At 52.2% G+C, this 4,020-nt stretch carries 4 protein-coding genes; all 4 read left to right on the forward strand.

Annotation, left to right across the window (positions count from 1 at the left end; translation table 11 throughout):
* The first annotated feature begins 358 nt into the window (after window positions 1–358).
* A complete protein-coding gene (locus J3362_RS19765) occupies window positions 359–1,216 on the forward strand; it encodes an HTD2 family dehydratase (RefSeq protein WP_349521885.1) in 858 nt (285 codons plus the stop codon).
* Window positions 1,217–1,271: 55 nt separating this feature from the next.
* Window positions 1,272–2,015 carry an SDR family NAD(P)-dependent oxidoreductase gene (locus J3362_RS19770; RefSeq protein ID WP_349521886.1) on the forward strand — a complete coding sequence of 248 codons (744 nt, stop codon included), beginning with the start codon at window positions 1,272–1,274 and terminating at the stop codon, window positions 2,013–2,015.
* A gap of 11 nt (window positions 2,016–2,026) precedes the next feature.
* A complete protein-coding gene (locus J3362_RS19775; protein ID WP_349521887.1) occupies window positions 2,027–2,926 on the forward strand; it encodes an NAD(P)-dependent oxidoreductase in 900 nt (299 codons plus the stop codon).
* Window positions 2,927–2,998: 72 nt separating this feature from the next.
* Window positions 2,999–3,925: an SMP-30/gluconolactonase/LRE family protein gene (locus tag J3362_RS19780; protein ID WP_349521888.1), complete on the forward strand. Its 927-nt coding sequence runs from the start codon at window positions 2,999–3,001 to the stop codon at window positions 3,923–3,925.
* The last annotated feature ends 95 nt before the right edge of the window (window positions 3,926–4,020 follow it).

The raw sequence follows: 4,020 nt of genomic DNA on the forward strand, positions 1-4,020 counted from the left end.
CGTTGCTACTCCATCTAGGTTCAAATGTCACTTCGGAGAATGCATAATGCATTATCTGAAAATTTCTAGTCAAGTGTTTTTCAGAGCCAGGGACCAGAATCGTTACCGGGAAATCCCACCTTAGCCGGGCATTCCAACCTTTAATAAAAGACTGCTAATTTCATTTAAGTTATTGGTTTATAGATTTTAAAATAACTTTTCTCAGAAAATCGCTACTGAAAAATCACCAATAAAATTACTGCCGAGCTTGACAGGGAAAACTTTTGCGATTTTAATTTTAGCCATCGAGAAATAATATATTATATATCATTCAGGGAAATCGAAGTACGTCAGCCCTAACAACTATAAGAGGCAAGCAATGAGTAACGACTCATCAAACGGTGACTTCCAGGATTGGATCGGACGGGAAGAAGCCGGATCCGCGAAAATTTCTCCCGCAACCGTGGAAGCAATGGCCGCAACAACCGACCTTGATTCCTACCCGGCCGAAGGCCAGCCACTGCCGCCGGGCTGGCAGTGGCTATTCTTTAATCCGAAGGTTCGTAGAAGCCTGCTTGGCGTTGACGGCCATCCAGCGAAAGGCGGGTTCCTGCCCCCAGTTCCTTTACCCAGGCGCATGTGGGCAGGAAGCCGGATTCGATATCTGGAAGACCTGCCAGTTGGAAGCAATGCCACACGCAAGAGCCGGATACTGAGCGTAAAAGCCAAATCCGGGCGGCAGGGCTCGCTTTGCTTTGTCACCGTTGAGCACACTATCAGCGCAGAAGACCGTGTTCGTATCGTCGAAGAGCAGGATATTGTGTATCGCGAACCTACACCCCCTCAGCCAGGCACTGCTCCCGAGCCCGCTGTGCATGAAGCAACTCCACAGTGGACTGAAACGGTTACCCCGGATACAACATTGCTGTTTCGGTATTCAGCCCTCACTTTTAACGGGCACAGGATCCACTACGATCTGCCCTATGCGTGTGAGGAAGAGGGTTACAAAAACCTGGTCGTTCACGGCCCGCTCACAGCAACGCTGCTTCAGCAATTTGCGGTCAAACATGGAGGCGATCGCAGATTGAAGGAATTCAGCTTCCGAGGGGTGGCCCCTTTATTTGTAGACGCGGCCTTTACACTCGAAGGAAGGGAAAAGGACGAAACGTCTCTGGAAATCTGGGCCAGGGGCCCCGAAGGCCAGTTGGCGATGTCCGCTATGGCAGTATTCGGGTAGTCTAATTCCATTAGAACTAGATTTTTATATTCACAAAAACAAGAGCGTAGAAAAAATGGCACATCACTTGAGCGGTCCTGCCACCCTGAAAGACCAAGTAGCATTGATCACCGGGGGTGCAGGCGGAATGGGAATGTCTATCAGCAAAGCATTCCAGGAAGCCGGCGCCAAGGTAATCGCTACAGACATCGCTGAGTCAGCAGACCTCGGGCAGGGTATCGATTACAGGCACTATGACGTCACTTCAAAAGAGGATACCGATCGCGTGATCGACGGCGTTTTGTCTGACTACGGCCAGATCGACATCCTGGTTTTGTGTGCAGGTACCATTGCACGCACTCCCCTTGCAGAGAGTACCGACGAGGAATGGGACTCCATTTTTTCAGTAAATGTACGCGGCGTTGTTAACCCCACACGAAAACTATTCCCGATCATGTGCGATCGCGGCTTCGGGAAAATTCTTGCGGCAGGATCCATTGCTGCCAAAAACGGTGGGGTTGCCTCAGGACCAGCCTATGTGTCAGCAAAATCTGCAGTGCACGGCTTGATGCGCTGGGTTGCCAAAGCCGGTGGGCCACATGGTGTTTACGCCAATATCCTGGCGCCCGGCCCCGTAGAAACGGCGATGTGGGCGAAGCTCACGGATAACAAGGGGCCCTCTGCAAATTCCACAGTTCCCCTAGGTCGTTATGGAACGCCGGAAGACATTGCGCAGGCTGCACTGTTCTTGTGCTCTCCCGCGTCAAACTGGATCACCGGGACATCTCTGGATGTCAGCGGTGGAATGTGGATGGATTAAGGGGAAAAAACATGAGCCATTCAACACCTACAATTGGCTTTATCGGTCTTGGCGTCATGGGCGGCCCCATGTGCCGAAATGTTGCTCTCAAGCACAACGGCGACGTGATTGCGTTCGACATGCAACCTGCCGCATTTGCAATTCTTGAGGGTACCAAGGCTCAGAAAGCAGAGAGTGTGAGCGCCATTGCCGAGAATGCAGACATTGTTTTCTTGTCACTTCCCGGCGGGCCCCAGGTCGAAAGCGTTTGCCTGGGCGAAAATGGACTTGCCAGTGGAGACCGAAAGCCCTCGATTATCGTCGACCTGAGCACCACGACGGTCGATAGCGCTCGCTCTGTTGCAGAAAAACTCAAGCAACACGGGATAGACTTTTCGGACGCTCCTGTAGCCAGAACCCGTGAAGCTGCGCAACGGGGCGAGTTAAGCATCATGGTCGGCGCTGGCCAGGAGATGTTCCCTCGCATCGAGCAGCTGCTTCATTACATGGGCTCAGACGTCACCCACTGTGGTGAAGTTGGCTGTGGCCAGGTTGTAAAGCTTGCCAACAACGCCCTTGTGTTTGAGAACACCATGGCTCTGGCGGAAATGATGGTGGTGAGCGAGCGGGCCGGTGTTCGTCCCGAGGTACTTCTGGATGCAGTTTCCAAGGGCTCAGGGGACAGTTTTGCACTACGCAACCATGGACGAAAGTCTTTGTTACCCCGAGAGTTTCCAGAAAAGTCATTTCCTCCCGAGTACGCACTGAAAGATCTCGGATATATGCTGGAACTCGCTTCCCAAACGGGCGTATCTGCCCACGTGACGCAATTGGCGGAGCGTTATTATCGGGCTACAGCGGAGAACGGCTGGAATGGAAGATACTTTCCGGCGGTCATTGAAATCATTGATGGCAATGTTGATCTGGACTGAAAGCTGAATACACAGCCGACCAAGTCGGTGTTCCCTCCTATCGAGGGGAGACCATTCAAGGGGGAGTAAGTAATGAACAATAAAAAGCTTGAAGGCAAGCTACTCACCAGTGAGCTGGAATTTCCGGAGGGACCAATTGCCATGGATGACGGCAGTGTCCTGGTTGTTGAGATACAGGGCGGCCGACTTACCCGTGTATATCCAAGCGGCAAACTGGAAACAGTAGCCGAGTTGGGGGGAGGCCCGAATGGAGCCGCCTTGGGCCCCGATGGTCACTGCTATGTGTGCAACAACGGCGGATTCAGCTGGCGAACTGATGAAGGCTACACCCGCCCCACTGGCGCGGCGCCGAACTACGAGGGAGGCTCCATACAACGTGTCGATATCTCCTCAGGTGCAGTGGAAACGCTTTACACCCACTGCGACGGGGTGCCCCTTCATGGTCCAAACGATATTGTTTTCGATAATCAGGGAGGATTCTGGTTTACGGATTTTGGAAAGAAGTTCGAGGATCGACTCATGCTCGGATTTCTTTACTACGCTCGCCTTGATGGCAGTGAAATCCGTCAAGCTGCCAAACATCTGATCACGCCGAATGGGGTCGGCCTTTCTCCGGACGGCAAAACACTTTACGCCTCGGAGACGGAAACCAGCCGGTTATGGTCATACCCGGTTAAAGCTCCCGGCGAATTGGGGCTCGAACCCTGGCCATCGCCCAATGGCGGAAAGCTTGTCCATGGACTTCCCGGATACCAGCGATTTGATTCTTTGGCCCTAGAAGAGTGCGGGAACATTTGCGTGGCCACGCTTGTAAACGGTGGCATCAGCGTTTTTTCCCCTCAGGGAGAATTGCTGGAATTTTATGAAGCGCCTGAAGGTTACTGTACCAACATCTGTTTCGGCGGTGCCGATCTGAAAACTGCCTACATCACCCTCTCCGGTTATGGGCAGTTGCTTGAAGTTCCCTGGCCTCGTCCCGGCTTAAACCTTAACGCCTAACAGCAGCTGGATCGATAAGAGTCCGATGTAACGAAGAATTGTCAGCAAGCAAAGAATGCACTATGCATTATATAAAATAAAACGGAGTTACGTTA

The organism is Marinobacter sp. NFXS11 (assembly GCF_040148675.1).
Lineage (GTDB): Bacteria > Pseudomonadota > Gammaproteobacteria > Pseudomonadales > Oleiphilaceae > Marinobacter.

Coding starts and splice junctions, on each gene's coding strand:
- J3362_RS19765 (WP_349521885.1), top strand. CDS start 359: ATGAGTAACGACTCATCAAACGGTGACTTCCAGGATTGGATCGGACGG.
- J3362_RS19770 (WP_349521886.1), top strand. CDS start 1,272: ATGGCACATCACTTGAGCGGTCCTGCCACCCTGAAAGACCAAGTAGCA.
- J3362_RS19775 (WP_349521887.1), top strand. CDS start 2,027: ATGAGCCATTCAACACCTACAATTGGCTTTATCGGTCTTGGCGTCATG.
- J3362_RS19780 (WP_349521888.1), top strand. CDS start 2,999: ATGAACAATAAAAAGCTTGAAGGCAAGCTACTCACCAGTGAGCTGGAA.